The sequence below is a fragment of the Janthinobacterium sp. 67 genome, from assembly GCF_002797895.1.
Classification (GTDB): Bacteria; Pseudomonadota; Gammaproteobacteria; order Burkholderiales; family Burkholderiaceae_D; genus Janthinobacterium.
This window is the reverse complement of sequence record NZ_PGES01000001.1, coordinates 386,131-406,444: the sequence shown is the minus strand read 5'-3', so window position 1 is coordinate 406,444 and position 20,314 is coordinate 386,131. Positions and strand designations below refer to the sequence as shown.

The following is a 20,314-nucleotide window of genomic DNA, read 5'->3' as shown; positions in this document are numbered from 1 at the left end:
GGCGCGATAGCGCATTGATTGATATGGCATTGAAATAGCCAACTATTATCGATGAACATGCGCTTGTTTTGATGATTTTTTGATATTATCAAAAATTTAAAACAGGGATATCTGATGAAAATGAAAAAGACAATGTTGTGGACGGCGCTTGCGCTCTTATGCGCCAGTGTGCTGCCGGTACTTTCCGCCAACGCGACAACGCCCTCGTGCACGAACTGCTTTGAAAAACGCTGGATTTATTTTAGCGGCAATATCACCAGGGCTCCAACTTCTGCGGATGCCCGCCACAAGAAGCTGCTGGAACTGATCCACGTCGCCAAGGCCGAAGGCTACAATGGCATTGCATTCAATCCTGGTGCCAATGGATCGTTCGCCAGCATGTTAAGCGCAACTGCCCCTCCCCCTGATTATTATCCGAACTACGCGGAAATCGTGCGAGTGGCCAAAGAAAACGGTATCGAGCTGATTCCAGTTGGCGGCGGCCCGGAAATGCCAGCCAAAGTCGCGCCTGACTTGATCGAAGCCTTGCCTGTCAAAGACACTCTTTTCATCGTGCACGATGGACACGCCGTTCCGCAGGGCCAGATCATCAATAGCGACAGCAGCTTTGAAAATCGCGATGCGGCGTGGGATCTGATCGAAAAAAATGTCGGCGGCCTTGCTTACGACACCATTGAAGCGCACTCGGGCCAGACTTCCGTCAAATTCACGCAAGCAAGCCAGACCAATCGCGCGCGCCTGCTGCGCACCCTGTCGAATATACGACCGCATGCGGCATATCGCATGTCCTTCTGGATCGCAACAAAAAACTACAATGCGCCTCTCAGCATACGCATTTATGGCGAGGGTGCAACGCCCATGTACTCCAATCCGAATGCGCGCCTGGGTTGGGGCACGAGCAACGGCCTGTGGAATTCCGACGAAAATATCATCGCGACTACCCAAGGCTGGAAGCAATACAATCTGGATTTTAATAGCGGCAACAATTCCAGCTTGAAGTTATATTTCATGAACGAGGGCAATGGCAGCAACTCAGATGGCCTTGCCTGGCTCGACGATGTCGAAATCCGCGAAATCGGCCTTTCCCACACGATCAGACGCGATCCACAATCACTGCCAATCAGCGTGACGTCCGCTGACGGTAGCATCAGCTACGCCGAGTGGAATAGCGACGCCCAGACACCGGCAGATTACATCGTCGGCATGGAGTCCTTGTCAATTCCGGCCAATAGCACGATCCGGGAAGGCCAGATACTCCGCGTATCCTCCTATCAATCTGGCCAGAATATGACGTCGATGTGGTCAACGCCGGCCAGCGCCTGTCACGAAAAATTCTTTGATATTCAAAAAAGATACTTCGACAAAACTTACGCGCTCTTATCGGCGCCACAGAAGTTCTTTCTTTACTACGACGAGAATCGGGTCATGAATTGGGACCCAGCTTGCGGCAATATAACAGGCGGGAAATATCTGGCCAATACAATCGCACGGCATCAACAGGTACTCCTGGACGTTTACCCCAACGTGGAGCTGTATGTCTGGAATGATATGTTCGACCCAAAGATGAACGCGATTCCCAAATACTGGGCAGTCAATGGAGATCTAACCGACTCGTGGAAAGGATTGAAATCCAGCACCACCGTGGTCAACTGGACAGGAGGTTCGGAAAAGGAATATACGAATACGCTGGCACTGAAAAAAAAGTCGCTGGAATTTTTCCATGCGCTGGGCCATCAGCAAATGATTGCCGGCTACTATGATGATGAAAGCACGGAGCTCGATGCCCTCAAATCATGGCTCGATGCGTTGACGGCAGCGGAAGCCAATGGCGTTAACAGCGTCAAAGGCTTCATGTACACGACGTGGAAAGACGTGGATGGCTACGCCAACGTCAAGAAAGTCGCTGACTTCATCAAGAGCAAGCAGCCACAGCGCTGGCCGCAACAGTAAGACTCATCCTAGGTCGCTGCGCCAGTGCGCAGGCGCCGGCAAGGTAAAACCATCGAGCAAGGGACCGCCGACCGGCGCCAGCACGGCGGCGGCGACCTGCTCGAAGGTGCGCTGGCCGGCCGGCAAGTCGCTGGCGACGAGGCGCAGCGCGCCGTCTAGCTGGACGGCGATGGCGGCGTCGAATGCCTGCAGGCGCCGGAACAGGTGCTTGCCGCCGCCGCTCCATTCGCCGGCCGCGCGCAAGCGCAGGTCGGCCAGCGCTTCGTACAGCTGGCAAGCGACGGCCAGCGCCTCGCCCGGGTGCGTGCTGTCGACCAGGTCTTCCAGCGCCGTGGTGATGGCGTAGCGGCGCCGCTGCAGGTTTTCCGCGTCGAGCACGGGCGGACCGGCCTCGACGATGGCGTGCGCCAGCGCATGCAGCCGCGCGCAGGCATCGCCGGCGGCGAGGATGTTTTCCCCTTCCACCACCATCATCGCCAGCGGCACCTTGCCGCCGGGCGCATCCATTTCCTTGCAAAAATATGTGAACGTGGCCATGTCGTGCCCGAACAGCTCCACCGTGCGCCCCTCGGCGACGAGGGTGTCGCGCCACGCGCAGTCGACGTGGTCGAACAGCAGCAGCAAGTCGATATCGGAAGTGGCCGTTTGCCGGCCCGTGGCGAACGAGCCGCCGATGATGGCCGCCACGGCCGAGGGATAGTGCTCGTGCACCAGCCGCAGGGCAATCGCGCGGATGGCGTCATAAGTAGGGATCGTCGTCAAAGCCTGTGCTCCATGCCGAAAACGCCATCCTACACGCAAGATACATGCTGCCGCCATCCTGCTACACTGGCGCCATCTGATCGAGGAACAAACATGGAATACGACTGCATCGTGGTGCCCTCGCCCGTGGGCGAGCTGACCCTGGTGGCGCGCGGGGAAGCCCTGACCGCCATCCTGTGGGAAAACGACAAGCCGAACCGGGTGCGCCTGGGCGCCATGCGCGTCGATGACGGTTGCGCCGTGCTGCAGGAAACGGCGCGCCAGCTGCGCGAGTATTTCGCCGGCACGCGCCAGCGTTTTGAGGTGCCGCTCGACTTTGCCGGCACGCCATTCCAGCAGGAAGTGTGGCGCGCGCTGCTGACGATACCGTACGGCCAGACGCGCAGCTATGGCGAGATCGCGCGCCAGATCGGCCGCCCCGCCGCCGTGCGCGCCGTGGGCGCCGCCAACGGCAAGAATCCCATCTCCATCATCGCCCCCTGCCACCGGGTCATCGGCGCCACGGGCGAACTGACGGGCTTTGCGGGCGGCCTGCATGCGAAGGAAACCTTGTTGGCGCTGGAAGGCATTTCCCTGTCCAGCGACCGCGAAGCGCTGAAGACGGGCCATGCCCGGCGCCGCGCCGTGCACGTCGATACGGCGCAAGGCTGTCTGTTTTAGGCTGCGGCATGGCGCCACTTGTGGGATACTCACGCCCCTCGCTCAAGCCAACACATCCTATGCCCTACCTTGTCATCCTGTTCTTTGTCGTTCTGTATTTGCTGGCCACGTTCTTTTTCCACATCCCCGTCGTTGTCGCCCTCGCGTATGGCGTGCTGAGCCTGGGCTGCTTCGTTGCCTATGCGATCGACAAGTCGGCCGCCAAGGAAGGCCGCTGGCGCACGTCGGAACGCACCTTGCTGCTGCTGGGATTGTTGTGCGGCTGGCCCGGCGCCGTGCTGGCCCAGCAATGGCTGCGCCACAAGTCCAGCAAGCGCTCGTTCCGCGTGCTGTTCTGGATCACGGTCGCCATCAATATCGGCGCTTTCGTGTATTTCAGCATGCATTACGCGGCGCCCGATATCGGCACCGAGGTGGCGCCCATCGAGCTGTAAAACCGCAGCAGCGAAAATGTAACAGTTATTGCGGCGCGTTGTAGGTGAAAAGATCGCCTGTCAGAATATCAATATCTCCGGCATTCAAGCCAATTCATCGACACGGGAAAGCACTTTTCGGCCATGCGCACTTCACATCGCACTTCACACATACATAACTTCTTCTTGTCACGCCTTGCTGTTGCGATTGGTTTCGCAATCACCTTGGCCGGCTGCACAAGCTATCGCTATATTCCTCCGGATTCGGATGCGGGCCGCCAGTGCGTGACGAGCTGCGGGACCAATCAGCAAATATGCATTGCCGGCAAAGAGCAGATTGCGGCGAGCCAGGCACAGGCTTGCGAGATGCGAAACGTCAGTACCGTTTCACTCTGCCTGGCCGTGGCGAAAACAGATGCGGACCGCGAATCATGCTCGAAAAAACGCCAGTATTGTTCATCCAGCGCGTCGACATGGCAATGCGACGCCGACTACAGAGCATGCTATACGCAGTGCGGCGGCAGGATCGAGGAGAGCCAATAAACGGTTGAAAAGCATTTGCCGCCGAACAAGACGCCGGCGCGACAGGCTAGCTTCCTTGTCACTCGCCCAGCAAGCGCAACGATTCCAGCCAATCCGCCTTCCATTCGCGCAGCAAGGGCTGCGTGGCGAACGCCTTTTTCAGATGCGCCATCGGCACGCGGTGCACGTCGTGCAAGCCGAACGCCAGGGTCACCGGATGCCACAGGTGGCTGTTCTTGCCGCCGCGCGAATTCTTGCGCACGCGCGCCCCATCGTCGCCAAAGATGCCCACGCCGCTGGCCAGTCCCTGGTCCAGGTCGACCTTGCCCACCCCGGCAAAGGCCATCAGAATCTGCTCGCGCCCCAGACCCTTCAGGGCGCTGGGCAGAACGACAGGCGCCTTCTCCAGCGTTTCCCCGGCCGGCTGCTGCAGCTCCTTGAGCAAGCGCAGCAGATCGCGCTCCTGGAAATGCAAGCCATCGACCGGCACGCGCAAGCCCGGCGCCTTCAATTCGATGGCGATGTTGCTTGAATCGCGCGTAAACCGCAGCCACACGTCATCGGCGCCCGAGGCCAGATGCTCTTTGTCGCCGATGAACACGACGGGCGCCGCATAGCGCGTCACGCCGTCATGGAACAGCTCGGCCCATGCTTCGCTGTAATCGAGCCAGACGTACGGCAAGCCGCCCTGCTCCAGCAGGCGCGCCAGGGTCCAGGGCGTGCCCGTCTGTTGCTCCAGCCAGGCACAGGCTTCAAGTACGGTGGCGCGATATGGCAGGGATAAGGAAGTCATGGCGGTTCCATCGAGAAAAGTGGAGCGCAGTGTAGCAGACCCGGCCTGACCAGCACCGTGGCTGGCGCAGCGGGCGCGCCGTTTTCAGGCGATGTGCTAGGCTGGAAGCATCAACCCGCGCCATGGCCATCCCGGCCGCATGGCGTTGCCGAACCATTACTGCGAGGGGATCATCATGCATTCCAGCACCAACGCCGCCACCGCACCCGCGCCGCCACCGGAGCGCGATTCACCCACCCCGGCCAGCGAAAGCCACGCAGAGGAAATCCTTGATGAAGCGCTCAAGGAAAGCTTTCCGGCCAGCGACCCGATTGCCATTGCAACACCCAAACCGCCGAGCAAGCCACCTGCCGGTAGGTCGTAAGCCGACGACACCACCGTCGCGGCCAACAATATTGTCGGATTACGCGCTTGCGCGCTAATCCGACCTACCTCCCCACCGCCAGCACCCCATCCGCCAGCCCGTAGGTCGGCTTAGCGCGCAGCGCGTAAGCCGACGACGCCACCATTGCAAGCTTGCAAAGCCACCGCCATGGTGGTTATGCCTGCACCACATCCAAATGACGCTCCCGTGCGTAGATGGCTATGCCATCACCTGATTTGTTACCACGCGGAAAGGGAAAGCCATGCAGCATTACAGCAAAAAGACGGATCCCATGGACCAGCGCCTGTACCTGGCCCAGCGCATCGACCGTGCCGATGCGCGCCTGCGGCGGCTGAACGAGGCGCTGGCCGATGCGGCGGCGCGCGAACGCTGTGCACGCTGGCTTACCGCCTGGGCCGTGGCGGCGGGTGCCGACGCGCCGCGTGGCATGAAGCTGCGCATCCGCGGCGAATTCATCTTGCTGTAGCAAGCAAAAGCCCCGCCGGGCATTGCGCCGGGCGGGGCTGTTCAGTCCGTACTGCGACTAGTTCGGCGTGTCGCGGTACTGCTCGGGCGTCGTGTCGCCATCGGCGATTTCATACCACATCGCATTGAGCACGGCGAAGGTCGCCGCCAGCGGCAGACCCAGTATCCAGGCGAAATACCACATAGTTAATTCCTTTCGTAAATTCTTAGTAGGCGTGACCGCTGTCGTCTTCGATGGCTTTGCCGTCGACCTTACCCCACAGCACTTTATATACCCACGTCGTGTACGCCACGATGAGGGGAATGAATACGGCCGTGACGACCAGCATGATGAACAGGGTCATGTGGCTGGACGAGGAATCCCACACCGTCAGGCTGGCGCGCGGGTCGATCGACGATGGCAGGATGAACGGGAACATGGCCGCGCCCACGCTGAGGATGATGCCGGCGATGGCCGCCGCGCTGGCCAGCAAGGCAGGCACTTCGCGGCGCGCGCGCAGCAAGGCAAACGCCAGCAAGGGGCCAAGTAAACCCAGCGCAGGGGCGATCCAGGTCCACGGATGGGCTGCAAAGTTAAGGAACCAGGCGCCCACGTGTACCTGCGCCGTTTTCAGCATGGGGTTCGACGGACCGTCGACGACGACGGCGCTGGTGACGCGGTAGCCATCGACCCACAGCCACAGGGCCACGCCGGCCAGCGCATACAGCACGACGGTGGCGAGCGCCGCCACGCTGCCGTAGCGGCGCGAGCGTTCAGCCACGGGGCCGTCCGTTTTCACTTGCAGCCAGGTGGCGCCGTGCATCACCAGCATGGCCACCGAGACGAGGCCGCACAGCAGGGCGAACGGATTGAGCAGCGCAAAGAAACTGCCGTCATAGAAGATATGCATGTCCGGCGAGAAACGGAACGGCACGCCTTGCAGCACGTTGCCGATCGCCACGCCGCAGATCAGGGCCGGCACGAAGCCGCCCACGAACAGTGCCGCATCCCAGCGGGCGCGCCAGCGCGGGTCTTCGCGCTTGCTGCGGAACTTGAACGCCACGGGACGCACGATCAGCGCCACGAGGATGACAAACATGGCCAAATAAAAGCCCGAGAACGAGACGGCGTACAACTGCGGCCAGGCGGCAAAGATGGCGCCGCCGCCGAGGATCAGCCATACCTGGTTGCCTTCCCACACGGGGCCGATGCTGTTGATGATGACGCGGCGCTCGAGGTCCGTCTTTCCGGCGAACGGCAGCAGGATGCCCGTGCCCAGGTCGAAGCCGTCCGTGATGGCAAAGCCCACCAGCAGGATGCCGATCAGCAGCCACCAGATCAGGCGCAGGGTTTCATACGAAATCATTTCATGCAAAATCATGGTCTGGTCCTCCTCAGGCGCGTTGAGTATGAATGGCTGCGGCCGCTGGCACGGGGGCCGGCGCCGTCTCTTGCGGCCCCTTGCGGATGGCCTTGAGCATGAGCTTCATTTCAATAATCAACAGCACGGTGTAGATGGCGGCAAAGCCGGCAATGGTGATCAACAGGGTCGAAGCGCCCAGGTTAGAGACGGCCACGGCCGTCGGCAGCACGCCTTCGATGACCCACGGCTGGCGGCCCACTTCGGCCACGATCCAGCCCGCCTCGATGGCCACCCACGGCAGCGGGATGGCGAACACGGCCAGCTTCAGCAGCCAGCGGTGCTTGTCCAGCGTGCGGCGCGTCGACAGCACGAAGAAGGTGCCGGTCAACAGGATAAAGAACATGCCCAGGCCCACCATCACGCGGAAAGACCAGAACAACGGCCCCACGGGCGGCACGGTATCGAGCGCGGCCTTGCGGATCTGCTCGGGCGTGGCCTGGCGCGGATCGTCGACATAGCGCTTGAGCAGCAAGGCATAGCCCATGGACTGGCCTTTCGATTCGAACATATCCTTCGCGTCCTGCGGCACGGGGCTGCCCGGCGCCACGCTGCGGATGGTTTGCAGCGCGTCATACGCCTTGATGCCGTCCTGGATCAGCAGCTCGCCACGGTCGACCAGCTGCTCAATGCCGGGGATTTCCGTCGTCAGCGAACGCGTGCCGATCAAGCCCATCACCATCGGGATGTGCACGGCGTAATGCGTCTCGCGCGCTTTGGCGTCGGGAAAACCGATGGCCGTGAAGGCGGCCGGGGCCGGCTCCGTCGTCCACATGGCCTCAATCGCGGCCAGTTTCATCTTTTGATGTTCCGACGACAGGTAGCCGCTTTCATCACCGAGCACCACCACCGACAAGGTGGCGGCCAGACCGAACGAGGCGGCCACCGTCATCGAACGCTTGGCCAGCTGTACGTGGCGGCCCTTCAGCAGATACCAGGCGGAAATACCGAGCACGAAGATGGCCGCCGCCGTGTAACCGGCCGACACCGTGTGCACGAATTTCGCCTGCGCCACCGGGTTCGTCAGCACGGCGCCGAAATCCGTCACTTCCATGCGCATGGTCTGCGGATTGAAGGCCGCGCCGACGGGATTTTGCATCCAGCCGTTGGCGATCAGGATCCACAACGCCGAGAAGTTCGAGCCGATGGCCACCAGCCAGGTCGTGACCAGATGGCCCCGCTTTGACAGCTTGTCCCAGCCGAAGAAGAACAGGCCGACGAAGGTCGCTTCCAGGAAGAAGGCCATCAAGCCTTCGATGGCCAGCGGCGCGCCGAAAATGTCGCCCACGTAATGGCTGTAATAGCTCCAGTTCATGCCGAACTGGAATTCCATGACGACACCCGTCGCCACGCCCATGGCGAAGTTGATGCCGAACAAGACACCCCAGAACTTGGTCATGTCGCGCCAGATGGGACGGTTCGTCATCACGTAGACCGTCTCCATGATGGCGAGCAGCACTGACAGGCCTATCGTCAGCGGAACGAATATAAAGTGGTACAGAGCTGTCAGCGCGAACTGCAGTCTGGATAAAGCGACAATATCGAAGTCCATATGATTTCCTTGGTGTTTCCCTAATGTAATTGTAGACTTGGTATCTATCTGATGTAATTCGATTGCTACCGCCCCTCATGCCGGCGGACGGCAGCGCCTGTGTCTCCGTTCTGTCTTAATCTCCGCGCAATCCCGCCATGGCCGTGTCGAAGGCCGGTGTGCCACGGCGCGCGTCGCCCACGATACGGCCATCGCGCAGGCTGACCAGCCTGTCAGCCAGCGCCGCTTCGCGCCGCAAGTGGGTTGCAATCAGCAAGGTACGTCCTTCGCTGCGCGCGCGCAGGCGCCGCAGGACGTCGATCGCCGTCTGGGCATTGAGCGCTTCCGTCGCTTCGTCCAGCAGCCACAAGGTCGATTCATGCAGGAACAGCCGCGCCAGCGCCAATCGCCGCGCCTGGCCGCCCGATAGGCCCAGGCCGCCCTCGCCCAGCATGGTGTCAAGGCCGCCCGCAAACGCGCGCACCTCGTCATCCAGACCGGCCGATTGCAGCGCCGCCCACAGCTGCGCATCGCTGGCGGACGGGTCGGCCAGGCGCAGGTTGTCGCGCAAGCTGTCCTGGAACAATTCCGTCTTCTGCATGAACAGGCAGGCGCGCGGCGCGGCCACCTTGCCCGACAGGGGCGCCAGTTCGCGCGCGGTGATGGCCAGCAAGGTCGACTTGCCCGCGCCGCTGGGGCCGATCAAGGCCACGCGCTCGCCATGCGCGATGTGCAGGGAAATATCATGCAAGATGGCGGCATGGCTGCCCGCATGGGCGGCGCTGACGTGGTCCAGGCGCAAGCCCGGTACGCAGTCAGCCGGCGGCGCGGCGATCTCTTCAACCTCCAGGCGCGGCGCCAGCCGGCGCATGGCCAGCAGCATGCGTCCCGCTTCCAGGGTGCCGCGGCGCAGTCCCGCAAACGGTTCCACGGCCGTCAGGGCGATCAGCAAAGCCAGGGCCGCCAGCGGCAAACTCATCGTCTGCTGTTCCACCAGCGCGGCCACGGCCAGCAGCACGCCAGCCAGGGTCGCGCTGCCGGCCACGCCATACGCGGCGCCGGCCGCCGTTTCCAGGCGCAGCAGGGCAAAATCGGCTTGCGCCAGCGAACGGTCGATCTGCCCCAGCGCCGCGCATTGGGCGTCGATGCGGCCTGCCATCACGAGATCCGTCTGGCCGGCCACCAGGTCGATGGCGCCGGAACGCAATTTTTCGATGGCGCGCGAACGCACGATGGAGGGACGGCGGGCGCGTAGCGCGACGATCCAGCCGATGCCGCCGCCGGCGGCCAGCAGCCACACGGCCAGACCCAGGCCCAGCTGCCACTGCATCGCGCCCAGCGCCACACCGGCCAGCAAGGCCGCGCACAGGGCCGTGAAGGCGGGCACGAGCAGGCGCAAGTACAGCGATTCGAGCGCGTCGATATCGGCCGTCAGGCGGAACAGCAGCTTGGCCGGCTGGCGCAGCAGGCGGCTCGCCGCTTGCGGGCGCGACCAGCCGCGGAACAGCCGCACGCGGATGCTGGCCAGCGCGGCAAACGTGGCGTCGTGCGTGACGAGCCGCTCCGCATAGCGCGAGCCCGTGCGGCCGATGGCCAGCAGGCGGATGCCGGCCGACGGGCCGAACACGTCAAAGACAATGGCGGTGGAGGCGTGCAGGCCGGCAATCGAGGTGGCCGTGATAAACCAGCCGGACAAGCCCAGCAATGCCATGCCGGCCACCGCCGTCAGCGCCGCCAGCAAGGCGCCGCCGATCAGCTTGCAGGGCTGGGCCAGCAGCAATTGCCGCAAGACGGGGTTCGATATGAGTGAAGTTTTCATGCGCGCAACTCCTGCACTTGGGCATGCGCATCGACCTGCACCGTGCGCTGCAGGCGGCCAGCCAGCACGGGGTCGTGCGTGGCGACGATCATCGTCTTGCCTTGCGCCAGTGCCAGCAGGGCGTCCGTCACACGCGCCGCCGTTTCGCTATCCAGGTGGGCCGTCGGTTCATCGACGAGCAGCAAATCCGCATGCGGATGCATGGCCACGCGGGCCAGGGCCAGGCGCACGGCTTCGCCGCCGGACAAGCCCTGACCGCCATCGCTGAGCATGACGGCCGGCTGCGCCTGCGCCACGGCAGCCAGGTCGGCCAGGTGCAGCGCCTGCGTCACGTGCGCGGCACTGGCGCCCACGCGGCCCAGGGTCACGTTCTGGCTGACGGACGCGGCAAACACGTGGGGGCGCTGGCCCATCCACGCCATGCGCTGGCGCAAGGTATTGACGGTGCTGTTGGTCAGGCGCACGCCGCCGATGCGGATCTCGCCGCCGCTGGCGGGCAGCAGGCCGGCCAGCAGGGACAGCAAGGTGGTCTTGCCCGCGCCGCTGGCACCCAGCAGGGCCACGTGTTCGCCCGCGCGCACGGCCAGGTCGAAGCCGTCGAACACGGGCGCTTCGCCCGGATGGGCAAAGCGCAATTGCTGGAGGTCCACGGCGGGCGCCGCCACGGCCATGGCGGCGGTCGAGACGGCCGCCACTTCCACGCCAGCGCCAGGCAGGGGCACGCCATCGGCCGCCAGGTCGTGCAAGCTGGCCAGACCCGCTTCGCCGGCCGCCTTGTCGTGCCAGACGGCGGCCAGTTCGCGCAGCGGCTCGAAGAAGGCGGGCGCCAGCAGCAGGATGAACATGCCCTGCCCCAAGGTCAGTTCCCGGCCCCAGGTGCCGAAATTGATGCTGCCCAGCAAGGAGAAACCGATGAAGGCGGCCACCATGGCGACACCGAGCGCGGAAAACAATTCCAGTACGGCGGACGACAAAAAAGCGATGCGCAGCACCACCATCGTGCGCCGGCGCACGGATTGCGAGGAGGCGTCCAGCCGTTCGGCCGTGGCGTCGACGGCGCCCAGCGCGCGCAAGGTGGCCAGGCCGCGCAGGCGGTCCAGCAGAAAGGCGTTCATGCTGCCCATTTCCACCATCTGCGCGCGGCTGGCCGCTTGCGCGCCCATGCCCACCAGGGCCATGAAGACAGGAATCAGGGGCGCGGCGATCAGCAGGATCAGCGCGGCGATCCACGACAGCGGCGTCACCACGGCGAGGATCACGAACGGCACGAGCATCACCTTCCAGCGCGCGGGCTTGTAGCGCACCAGATACGGCACGATGGCTTCGGCCTGTTCGGCGATGACGCTGGCCGCCTGGCCCGACTGGGCGCGCTGGCGGTCCAGCGGCGAACGGCGCGCCAGCGCTTGCGCCACTTGCGCGCGCAAGGTGGACAGGTGCGCGCGCGCCGCCGCATACATGCGCCGCGCGCCCCACGCTTCGCAGACGGCGCGCAGCACGCCCAGCAGCAGCACGCCGGCGGCCGGCGCCAGCGCGGCGCGCCAGCCGGCGCCATCGAGCATGGCTTGCACGGCCCAGGCCAGCAAAGCCGCTTGCGGCAGCCACAGCAAGGCGGCACCGCCTTGCGCCAGGCTGGCGGCACGGGGAAGAATAAAGCGGGGCAGAGACAAGGGCGTGGTCGGCATCTTCTATACTTCTTGAGTTTTCAGAATTTTCTGTAAATTCGATATTTTGTATAATACTGCGAAACATGACATATATCAATTGACCCCACCAGTATGGCGTGAAAAAATTCAGATAATTATGAAAACTCAACATATCCAAATGACGCCGCTGATCCTGACCTTCGTCAGCCATTTCGGCGAGATGGGCAGCCGCTGGGGCTTTAACCGTACGGTGGGACAAGTGTACGCCTTGTTATTTGTCGCGGAGCACCCTTTGCACGCGGATGAAATCGCCGAACACCTGAGTTTTTCGCGCTCGAACGTGAGCATCGGCTTGAAGGAATTGCAGGGCTGGGGCTTGATACGCCAGTCGCGTATACCTGGCGACCGGCGCGAGTATTTCTCCTCGCTGGGCGACGTGTGGCAAATCTTCCGCGTCGTGGCCGCCGAGCGCCGCCGCCGCGAAGTGGCGCCCACCCTGACGGTGCTGCGCGAATCGCTGCTGGCGCCGGCCACGGAGCCAGTCGACCAGTATGCGCAGGAACGCATGCGCGAAATGTATGAACTGGTCGACCTGGCCAACACCTGGTTCGACGACTTGCAGCGCCTGTCGCCCGAATCGATGGCGCAACTGATGAAAATGGGCGCCAAGGTACAAAAGCTGCTCAACGCCAAGGATCGCCTGTTTGGCGTCAGCAACAACAGCGACTGAAGCCCTCCCCTCGCCACAACCGGGACGCCGCCAGCACAAGCTGGCGCGCCTTGTCACGCCATTTCCCCACGTCATGTTGACCATTACTAGCACAGCCATACATAGCCGTATGCGATGTTGTCAACTGAACCAATAGTATTATTTAAATTGTATTAATTTATATCAAGAGTAAGCTTGCATTTGCGTACTCTCTACGCACAGGAAATAGATAAAAACGGGCAATGGGATGACTTCCCCGGCATGTAGGGACGCGTCCCAACACGATGAAGCGACTGTCTCAAGCACAAGGGGATTTTCATGAAAAGCGTAAAGAGCATTGCCATCAAGGCATCCATGCTGGCTGCCGTAACGGTACTGGCTGGCGCAGCACAGGCTGCCACGTGGGTGGACGTGGGGCCGGCCAGCGGTTTCGTCATCGCCGGCAGCACCGTCACCTATTCGCCGTCGCCGGCACTGCAGGTGAAATATTATGACGACAATCTGGTGCCACAGAGCCCCTCGGACATCCAGGGTTACATCAATGGCGTGTTCGGCACCACCCTGGGCGCCGCCGTCTCGATTTGCGACAACCCCACCTCGGGCTGCAGCGCCGGCACCACGGGAGGCTTGAGCGGCGGCGTCAACTCTTATACGAGCGCGGCCGCCTATGACTACTTGGCCATCCACTTCGGGCAGGGAGAACTCGTGTTCCACTGGGCCGCCCCTGTGGCTGCCGGCACCACCTTCACGGTGGCAGGCCTGCCCAAGGATCTGAGCAATTACAGGGCCTTCACTTCCGCCGTGCCGGAACCTGAAACCTATGCCATGCTGCTCGCCGGCCTGGGCCTGCTGGGCTTCCTGGCACGCCGCCGCCAGGGAAAGTAAGCATCATCGGCGGCAGCGGCGCACCAGCGCCCGCTGCCGCTTTCCATGCCAACCGCATCTTTACACCGCGCTTGCGGCGCAAGACCCGCTTTTTACACCATCTTTAGACTTCCCTCGCTATGCTCGACGGCATCCACTGCTGACCGAAGAGGGAATCATCATGCACGAACAACCGTTTCAGCCACGCGCGCGCAGCGTGATCCGCCAGCACCTGCCCGTAGGGGAACGGCTGCGCCTGGCCCGGCTGGCCCGGCTGGCCAGCAAGAAAATCGTATCGCTATTGTCTGCGCTGCTGTGCGCGGCGCCGCTGTTGTATTTGCTGGGCGTGGTACTGTTTGCGCAGCCGTGAGGCGGCCTGCAGGCGAACGATGGAAGGTGATGGAATGCGACAGGCTGTCGCGCAGATGACCAGCAAGGACTGGTCCGCCCAGAGGGAATCGAACCCCCATTCACGGTTTAGAAGACCGTTGTCCTATCCGTTGAACGATGGGCGGAAAGGTGCAGCATTTTAGTCCATGCGCGCCGACAATGCCAAGGCGCCGCACAATAGAAAACGGGCTGTCATCTCTGACAGCCCGCTTATGACTTTGGTCGGAGTACAAGGATTCGAACCTTGGACCCCCTGGTCCCAAACCAGGTGCGCTACCGGGCTGCGCCACACTCCGAAGACAAGATAATAACGCCTCCACCCAATTTCGTCAATTGCCCCAGGCGAATTAGATGGAAATAACTATCGTCCCTGCCCCTTGCATACCCTCAAGCGCCGACTTTATCGGCGATGCGGCGCGCCATGCTCTCGGCCTTTTCCTTGTCCTTGGCTTCCACCATCACGCGGATCAGCGGTTCGGTGCCCGAAGCGCGGATCAGCACGCGGCCCGTGTCGCCCAGTTCCGCCTCGACCAGCTCTTTCTCGGCCACCATGGCGGCATTTTTCTGCCAGTCGAAACCGGGCGCCACGCGCAGATTGATCAGGGTTTGCGGGAACAGCACCAGTTCGGCCAGACACTGCTGCAGGCTCTGGCCGCTGCGCTTGAGTGCGGACAATACTTGCAGCGCGGATACGATACCGTCGCCCGTCGTGTGCCGGTCCAGGCACAGCAGGTGGCCGGAACCTTCGCCGCCCAATATCCAGCCCTTTTCCTTCATAACTTCCAGCACGTAGCGGTCGCCCACCTTGGCGCGCGCGAAACCGATGCCCTGCTGCTTGAACAGCACTTCCAGCGCCATATTCGTCATCAGGGTGCCGACGGCGCCGGCCACGGGCCCCGTCGCCAGGCGGTCCTTGACCATGACGTACAACAGCTCGTCGCCGTTGTACAAGCGGCCCGTGGCGTCGCACATGATCAGGCGGTCGGCGTCGCCATCGAGGGCGATACCGAGGTCCGCGCCGTGCTCGACGACGGCTTCGGCCATGGCCTTGGTCGCCGTGGCGCCAAAGCCCGCATTGATATTGAAGCCATCAGGCTTGTTACCGATGGCGATGACTTCCGCGCCCAGCTCATGGAAGACGTGCGGCGCGATATGGTAGGCGGCGCCATGCGCGCAATCGACGACGATCTTCAGGCCGCGCAAGTCCAGCTCGTTCGGGAAGGTGCTCTTGCAAAATTCGATGTAGCGGCCCTGGGCATCGTCGAGACGCTTGGCGCGGCCCAGCTTTTCCGATGCCACGCAAGCCATGGGCTCGTCGAGCGCCGCTTCGATTTCCAGTTCCACGCTGTCGGGCAGCTTGGTGCCCTGGCCGGAAAAGAACTTGATGCCATTGTCATGGTAGGGATTGTGCGAGGCGGAAATGACCACGCCGGCCGACAGGCGCAACGCCCGCGTCAGGTAAGCGATTGCCGGCGTCGGCATGGGACCTGCCAGCATCACGTCCACGCCGGCGGCCGACAGGCCCGCTTCCAGCGCCGCTTCCAGCATGTAGCCGGAAATGCGCGTGTCCTTGCCGATCAGCACCGTCGGGCGCGCCTTGCCGCCCTGCGACTTGGCCAGCACCTTGCCGGCCGCATAACCGAGGCGCATGACGAAGTCGGGGGTGATCGGAGCGGTGCCCACGAGGCCGCGGATGCCATCGGTGCCAAAATATTTACGCGTCATAAATTTCTCTTTTTGTTGTTTATAATGAATCTTACAGCTTCAATGCGCCATGCGCCAGATCTTCAGGGCATCGACGGTTTCTGCTACATCATGCACACGGATAATTTCTGCCCCTTGCGCTACCGCAGCAAGCGCACCGGCAACACTGCCGGCCAGGCGCTGCTCGACGGGACGCCCCGTCACGGCGCCGATCATCGACTTGCGCGACAGGCCCGCCAGCACAGGCAGGTCCAGTTCGCTGCGCAGCTGGCGCGTGGCGCGCAATAAAGCGTAGTTCTGTTCCAACGTCTTGCCGAAACCAAAGCCGGGATCGACGCACAGGCGTTCGCGGGCGATGCCGGCCGCCGTCAGCGTCGCTATGCGTTCGCGCAGGAAGTCGATGACTTCGCGCACCACGTCGTCGTATTGCGGCTGGTCCTGCATGGTTTGCGGCACGCTTTGCATGTGCATGATGCACAGCGCGCAATCGCTGTCGCGCACGGCGTCGATGGCGCCCGGCGCGCGGAAACCGTTGATGTCGTTGATCATGTCGGCGCCCGCCAGGATGGCTTCGCGCATCACTTCAGGCTTGTACGTGTCGACGGACAGGGGCTTGCCGCAGTCGCGCAAGGCGTACAGCACCGGCATGACGCGCGCAAGCTCGTCCTGCAGCGGCAGCGGCGGCGCGCCGGGGCGGCTCGATTCGCCGCCGATATCGATGATGTCGGCACCGTCGAGCATCATCTGCTCGGCGCGCGACAGGGCAAATTCCAGGTGCTGATACTGGCCAGCATCGGAAAACGAGTCGGGCGTGATGTTCAGAATGCCCATCACCAGCGCCTGCGCGCCGGACAGGTTGAAGCCGAAACGGCCGAATTGCAAATAGTGTCGCATGTGAATCTTTGTAGTCGTCAGGGAAATCTGGTGCGCCAACGAAAAAGGGCAAGGATCGCTCCTTACCCTCGTTCTTGTCATACCCTTGCGTGCCGCCCGTCAGGGCGGCCCTTCTCAGGCTGGCGCCGTCACGTTCGGCGAGATGCCGCCGGTGCCACTGTCACCCGCATTGCGGCGTGGCGGAATGACTTTTGGCGGACGTGGCTCCAGGCCGGCCATGATGTCATTGATCTGCTCGGCGTCGATGGTTTCCCATTCCAGCAGGGCCTTGGTCATCATTTCGACCTTGTCGCGGTTGCTTTCCAGCAGCTTGCGCGACAGTGCATATTGCGTGTCGAGGATGCTGCGGATTTCGGCGTCGACCTTTTGCTGGGTCGCTTCCGAGATCGTCTTGGTGGCGCCACCGAAGAAACCTTCGTTTTCGCTGTCTTCGTAGACCATCACGCCCATGCTGTCGGACATGCCGAAGCGGGTCACCATGGAACGGGCCAGCTTGGTGGCGCGCGAGAAGTCGTTCGATGCGCCCGTGGACATTTGTCCCACGAAGATCTCTTCGGCGATACGGCCGCCGAACAGGATGGAAATTTCTTCCAGCATCTTGTCCTTGTAGGCGGACAAGTTGTCGTGTTCCGGCAGCTGCCAGGTCAGGCCCAGGGCCCAGCCGCGCGGCATGATCGTCACTTTATGCACGGGATCGGCTTTCGGCAGCAGCTTGGCGACGACGGCGTGACCGGACTCATGGTAAGCCGTATTGCGACGCTCTTCCTCGCGGATGATCATCGATTTACGCTCGGGACCCATGTAGATCTTGTCTTTCGCATCTTCGAAGTCAGCCATTTCCACCAGGCGCTTGCTGCGGCGGGCGGCAAACAGGGCTGCCTCGTTGACCAGGTTGGCCAGGTCGGCGCCGGAGAAACCGGGAGTGCCGCGGGCCAGGATATCGGCTTTCACGTCGGTACCGATAGGTACCTTGCGCATGTGCACGTTCAAGATCTGTTCGCGGCCGCGGATATCGGGCAAGCCGACGGAAACCTGGCGGTCGAAACGGCCCGGACGCAGCAAGGCTTTGTCGAGCACGTCGGCGCGGTTGGTGGCGGCCACGACGATGACGCCGGAGTTCGCTTCAAAACCGTCCATCTCGACCAGCAACTGGTTCAGGGTCTGTTCGCGCTCGTCATTGCCGCCGCCCATGCCGGCACCGCGGTGACGGCCGACAGCGTCGATCTCATCGATGAAGATGATGCATGGCGAATGCTTTTTCGCGTTTTCGAACATGTCGCGCACGCGGGACGCGCCCACGCCGACGAACATTTCCACGAAGTCGGAACCGGAAATCGAGAAGAACGGCACCTTGGCTTCGCCGGCGATGGCGCGCGCCAGCAGGGTTTTACCCGTGCCCGGAGGACCGACCATCAGCACGCCGCGGGGAATGCGGCCGCCCAGTTTCTGGAATTTGCTCGGATCCTTGAGGAAGTCGACCACTTCGTTGACTTCTTCTTTCGCTTCGTCGCAACCGGCGACATCGGCGAAGGTAACGGTGTTGCTGGCTTCATCCATCATGCGCGCCTTCGACTTGCCGAACGAGAATGCCCCGCCCTTGCCGCCGCCTTGCATCTGACGCATGAAGAAGACCCAGACGCCGATCAACAGCAGCATGGGGAACCAGGAAACAAAAATAGTTTGCAGGAAAGACGCTTCCTCAGGCGGACGCACATCGAAATGCACGCCATTGTCGCGCAAGTCGCCGATCAGGCCCTTGTCGAGGCTGGTGGCGGTGGTACGCACCTTGGTGTCGTCCATCAGCTTGGCGGTGATCGACGAACCTTCGATCACGACATCCTTGACGCGCTTGGCTTTGACTTCATCCAGCAAATCGGAATAAGCGATGGCCTTGCTGCCGCCTGTGGCGCCATGACTGTCGAATTGCTTGAACAGCATGAACAACAGCAGCAATACGACTACCCAGATGGCAGATTTGGAAAACATGTTATTCACGAAGACTCCTTGGATGCAGTGCGCATCTCTTTACCTATAGCTAGAAACACGATTTTACTCGCAATAAGCGGGCCGTGCCAAAGCCCGCCGATCCGTGCGCGCGAAAAAACCGCGTTCACGCAAAAAAAATGCAGTATAAACAATTTAGGCTTTTATGCCATCAGACGCTACTGCACTTCTCGTTCCCATGTGCGGATTCCCGCTTAAATATCAAGGGCGGGATCATCTTCTTCTACGGCATTTTTCAGCGGATTCTTGATTCCACGGCCCATCAGGAAGATTTCCGATGATTTATCGCGGCTGGCCTTGGGCTTTTTCTGCACCACGACCTTGAATTCAGCGCGGAATTTCTCCACGATCTGGCTGAAACCCATGTCCTTAAAGCATTTCACCAGCAAGACGCCCGATGGTTTCAAATGCAATTGCGAAAATTCGATGGCCAGGTCGATCAGATGCTCCATGCGCGCGGCGTCCGCCGTGGCGATGCCCGACAGGTTGGGCGCCATGTCCGACAGGACCAGGTCGACCTTGCGGCCTTGCAACACCACTTCCAGCTGGCGCAGCACGCGCGCCTCGCGGAAGTCGCCCTGGATGAAGTGGAAATCGGCGATCGGCTCCATTTCCAGCATGTCCAGGCCAATCAGGGTACCATTGACCCCGCCGCCGTCCTTGCCGGCCAGCTTGCGCCGCGTGTACTGGGCCCAGCTGCCGGGAGTGCAACCAAGGTCGACAATCACCTGGCCAGGTTTGATCAGTTTCTCGTCTTCATCGATTTCTTTGAGCTTGTATGCTGCCCGGGCGCGGTAGCCCTCTTTTTGCGCCAACTTCACATAAGGATCATTTATGTGGTCGTGCAACCAGTTTTTGTTTAATTTCTTCTTTGCCATTCGCGTAGAATACTGCTTTTAAGGGAATTACTAAATATTATTATGCTAAAACTTACACCCGTAGAGCGCAGCGCACTGCGCGCCGAAGCACACGCGCTGAAGCCTATCGTCATCATTGGCGAAGCGGGCTTGACACCTGCTGTCCTCAAAGAGATCGACCTTGGCCTGGATTCGCACGGCCTGATTAAAGTCCGCGTGTTCGGCGACGACCGCGAAGCCCGCGTCGGAATGTACGATACGATTTGCGGCAATCTCGGCGCCGCCCCGGTACAACATATTGGCAAACTGCTGGTAATCTACCGTCCGAAAAAAGAAGTGGTTAAGGAGAAGGTCAGCGCCGGCAAAGGCATGCGCGAAGTGACCATCGTCAAGGCCAGCGCCAGCGGCACCAAGCGCCCCAGCGTGACGAAAGTCATGATCAAGGGCAATGAGCGCGTTACCGAAGGCGGTTCCATCAAGCGTGCCAAGCCACGTCAGAAAAGCGCCAAGAAAAGCGCACTGGGCAGCAAGTAAGCCTGTCGTTCAGCA

Annotated in this window: 21 protein-coding genes and 2 tRNA genes; 10 read left to right on the top strand and 13 right to left on the bottom strand. The window is 61.8% G+C overall.

From position 1 onward, the window contains the following. Nucleotides 1-114: 114 nt before the first annotated feature. Nucleotides 115-1,950: a hypothetical protein gene (locus tag CLU90_RS01850; RefSeq protein ID WP_157808703.1), complete on the top strand. Its 1,836-nt coding sequence runs from the start codon at nucleotides 115-117 to the stop codon at nucleotides 1,948-1,950. 3 nt (nucleotides 1,951-1,953) lie between these two features. Here CLU90_RS01850 and CLU90_RS01845 read toward each other — a convergent pair whose 3' ends face one another. Then, nucleotides 1,954-2,712, bottom strand: coding sequence for a nucleotidyltransferase domain-containing protein (locus CLU90_RS01845; protein ID WP_100427029.1), 759 nt, complete (start codon nucleotides 2,710-2,712; stop codon nucleotides 1,954-1,956). Between the two features lie 93 nt (nucleotides 2,713-2,805). Between CLU90_RS01845 and CLU90_RS01840 the strand changes: the two genes are divergently transcribed. The 3 genes from CLU90_RS01840 (at nucleotide 2,806) to CLU90_RS29025 (ending at nucleotide 4,328) form a co-directional block, all read left to right on the top strand. Then, nucleotides 2,806-3,372, top strand: a complete 567-nt coding sequence (locus tag CLU90_RS01840; RefSeq protein ID WP_092712915.1) for a methylated-DNA--[protein]-cysteine S-methyltransferase — start codon at nucleotides 2,806-2,808, stop codon at nucleotides 3,370-3,372. A 59-nt stretch (nucleotides 3,373-3,431) separates the two neighbouring features. Beyond that, a complete protein-coding gene (locus tag CLU90_RS01835) occupies nucleotides 3,432-3,806 on the top strand; it encodes a DUF1294 domain-containing protein (RefSeq protein WP_092712913.1) in 375 nt (124 codons plus the stop codon). A 123-nt stretch (nucleotides 3,807-3,929) separates the two neighbouring features. Beyond that, complete coding sequence (locus tag CLU90_RS29025; protein ID WP_157808702.1) at nucleotides 3,930-4,328, top strand: hypothetical protein; 399 nt, start codon at nucleotides 3,930-3,932, stop codon at nucleotides 4,326-4,328. A gap of 58 nt (nucleotides 4,329-4,386) precedes the next feature. Here the strand turns inward: CLU90_RS29025 and CLU90_RS01830 are convergent, their stop codons facing one another. Continuing rightward, nucleotides 4,387-5,100, bottom strand: coding sequence for a hypothetical protein (locus tag CLU90_RS01830; protein ID WP_100427028.1), 714 nt, complete (start codon nucleotides 5,098-5,100; stop codon nucleotides 4,387-4,389). Between the two features lie 175 nt (nucleotides 5,101-5,275). Between CLU90_RS01830 and CLU90_RS29020 the strand changes: the two genes are divergently transcribed. Continuing rightward, complete coding sequence (locus CLU90_RS29020) at nucleotides 5,276-5,464, top strand: hypothetical protein (RefSeq protein WP_070304418.1); 189 nt, start codon at nucleotides 5,276-5,278, stop codon at nucleotides 5,462-5,464. A gap of 262 nt (nucleotides 5,465-5,726) precedes the next feature. Further along, nucleotides 5,727-5,951, top strand: coding sequence for a hypothetical protein (locus CLU90_RS01825; protein ID WP_092712909.1), 225 nt, complete (start codon nucleotides 5,727-5,729; stop codon nucleotides 5,949-5,951). Nucleotides 5,952-6,008: 57 nt separating this feature from the next. Here the strand turns inward: CLU90_RS01825 and cydX are convergent, their stop codons facing one another. The 5 genes from cydX to cydD form a co-directional block, all read right to left on the bottom strand. Beyond that, nucleotides 6,009-6,134, bottom strand: a complete 126-nt coding sequence (cydX, locus tag CLU90_RS01820) for a cytochrome bd-I oxidase subunit CydX (protein WP_092712907.1) — start codon at nucleotides 6,132-6,134, stop codon at nucleotides 6,009-6,011. Between the two features lie 22 nt (nucleotides 6,135-6,156). Then, nucleotides 6,157-7,311: a cytochrome d ubiquinol oxidase subunit II gene (cydB, locus tag CLU90_RS01815; protein ID WP_100427027.1), complete on the bottom strand. Its 1,155-nt coding sequence runs from the start codon at nucleotides 7,309-7,311 to the stop codon at nucleotides 6,157-6,159. 13 nt (nucleotides 7,312-7,324) lie between these two features. Continuing rightward, nucleotides 7,325-8,902, bottom strand: a complete 1,578-nt coding sequence (locus CLU90_RS01810; RefSeq protein ID WP_100427026.1) for a cytochrome ubiquinol oxidase subunit I — start codon at nucleotides 8,900-8,902, stop codon at nucleotides 7,325-7,327. Nucleotides 8,903-9,017: 115 nt separating this feature from the next. Next, on the bottom strand, nucleotides 9,018-10,700 hold the full coding sequence (locus CLU90_RS01805; protein ID WP_100427025.1) for an amino acid ABC transporter ATP-binding/permease protein: 1,683 nt from the start codon (nucleotides 10,698-10,700) through the stop codon (nucleotides 9,018-9,020). After that, complete coding sequence (gene cydD / locus CLU90_RS01800) at nucleotides 10,697-12,382, bottom strand: thiol reductant ABC exporter subunit CydD (protein WP_100427024.1); 1,686 nt, start codon at nucleotides 12,380-12,382, stop codon at nucleotides 10,697-10,699. Before cydD ends, CLU90_RS01805 begins: the two co-directional genes overlap by 4 nt. A 139-nt stretch (nucleotides 12,383-12,521) precedes the next feature. Between cydD and CLU90_RS01795 the strand changes: the two genes are divergently transcribed. The 3 genes from CLU90_RS01795 to CLU90_RS01785 all read left to right on the top strand — a co-directional run bounded on the left by CLU90_RS01795 (nucleotide 12,522) and on the right by CLU90_RS01785 (nucleotide 14,286). After that, complete coding sequence (locus CLU90_RS01795) at nucleotides 12,522-13,073, top strand: GbsR/MarR family transcriptional regulator (protein ID WP_170909696.1); 552 nt, start codon at nucleotides 12,522-12,524, stop codon at nucleotides 13,071-13,073. 297 nt (nucleotides 13,074-13,370) lie between these two features. Beyond that, on the top strand, nucleotides 13,371-13,937 hold the full coding sequence (locus tag CLU90_RS29800; RefSeq protein ID WP_092712897.1) for a PEP-CTERM sorting domain-containing protein: 567 nt from the start codon (nucleotides 13,371-13,373) through the stop codon (nucleotides 13,935-13,937). A 160-nt stretch (nucleotides 13,938-14,097) separates the two neighbouring features. Beyond that, nucleotides 14,098-14,286, top strand: a complete 189-nt coding sequence (locus CLU90_RS01785) for a hypothetical protein (protein ID WP_100427023.1) — start codon at nucleotides 14,098-14,100, stop codon at nucleotides 14,284-14,286. A 70-nt stretch (nucleotides 14,287-14,356) separates the two neighbouring features. On the opposite strand, the gene CLU90_RS01780 is transcribed toward CLU90_RS01785, so the two are convergent. From CLU90_RS01780 to CLU90_RS01755, 6 genes are all read right to left on the bottom strand, one after another. Continuing rightward, a tRNA-Arg gene (locus CLU90_RS01780) sits at nucleotides 14,357-14,431 on the bottom strand. Between the two features lie 94 nt (nucleotides 14,432-14,525). Next, nucleotides 14,526-14,602: transfer RNA gene (locus tag CLU90_RS01775), tRNA-Pro, on the bottom strand. A 91-nt stretch (nucleotides 14,603-14,693) separates the two neighbouring features. After that, nucleotides 14,694-16,031, bottom strand: a complete 1,338-nt coding sequence (gene glmM, locus CLU90_RS01770) for a phosphoglucosamine mutase (RefSeq protein ID WP_100427022.1) — start codon at nucleotides 16,029-16,031, stop codon at nucleotides 14,694-14,696. 39 nt (nucleotides 16,032-16,070) lie between these two features. Continuing rightward, a complete protein-coding gene (folP, locus tag CLU90_RS01765; protein ID WP_100427021.1) occupies nucleotides 16,071-16,904 on the bottom strand; it encodes a dihydropteroate synthase in 834 nt (277 codons plus the stop codon). 114 nt (nucleotides 16,905-17,018) lie between these two features. Further along, nucleotides 17,019-18,899, bottom strand: coding sequence for an ATP-dependent zinc metalloprotease FtsH (gene ftsH / locus CLU90_RS01760; RefSeq protein ID WP_100427020.1), 1,881 nt, complete (start codon nucleotides 18,897-18,899; stop codon nucleotides 17,019-17,021). A gap of 203 nt (nucleotides 18,900-19,102) precedes the next feature. Next, nucleotides 19,103-19,786, bottom strand: a complete 684-nt coding sequence (locus CLU90_RS01755; protein WP_070219517.1) for an RlmE family RNA methyltransferase — start codon at nucleotides 19,784-19,786, stop codon at nucleotides 19,103-19,105. A 42-nt stretch (nucleotides 19,787-19,828) separates the two neighbouring features. Here CLU90_RS01755 and CLU90_RS01750 point away from each other — a divergent pair, with 42 nt between their 5' ends. Then, on the top strand, nucleotides 19,829-20,299 hold the full coding sequence (locus tag CLU90_RS01750; RefSeq protein ID WP_010397237.1) for a YhbY family RNA-binding protein: 471 nt from the start codon (nucleotides 19,829-19,831) through the stop codon (nucleotides 20,297-20,299). The last annotated feature ends 15 nt before the right edge of the window (nucleotides 20,300-20,314 follow it).